This window comes from Streptomyces humi (assembly GCF_001005085.2).
Taxonomy (GTDB): Bacteria; Actinomycetota; Actinomycetes; order Streptomycetales; family Streptomycetaceae; genus Streptomyces; species Streptomyces humi.
Genome location: NZ_LBMU02000190.1, coordinates 1 through 308 on the forward strand (window position 1 = coordinate 1; position 308 = coordinate 308).

Genomic DNA, 308 nt, shown 5'->3' on the forward strand with positions numbered 1-308 from the left:
GCGGGTCGGTTGTCGTACACGTTCGGTCTGGAGGGGCCGGCGGTCACGGTCGACACGGCGTGTTCGTCGTCGTTGGTGGCGTTGCATCTGGCGGTGCAGGCGTTGCGGCGTGGTGAGTGTGGGATGGCGCTTGCGGGTGGTGTGACGGTGATGTCGTCGCCTGGTCTGTTCGTGGAGTTCAGTCGGCAGCGTGGGTTGTCGGTGGATGGTCGGTGCAAGGCGTTCGCGGAGGGTGCGGACGGTACGGGGTGGGCTGAGGGTGTGGGTGTGCTGGTGGTGGAGCGTCTGTCGGACGCGTTGCGGCTGGG

1 protein-coding gene is annotated in these 308 nt (G+C 67.5%); it reads left to right on the forward strand.

Annotated elements, in window-relative coordinates; translation table 11 throughout:
- On the forward strand, window positions 1-308 hold a 308-nt coding region (locus AAW13_RS43825), incomplete at both ends, for a beta-ketoacyl synthase N-terminal-like domain-containing protein (RefSeq protein WP_143145125.1).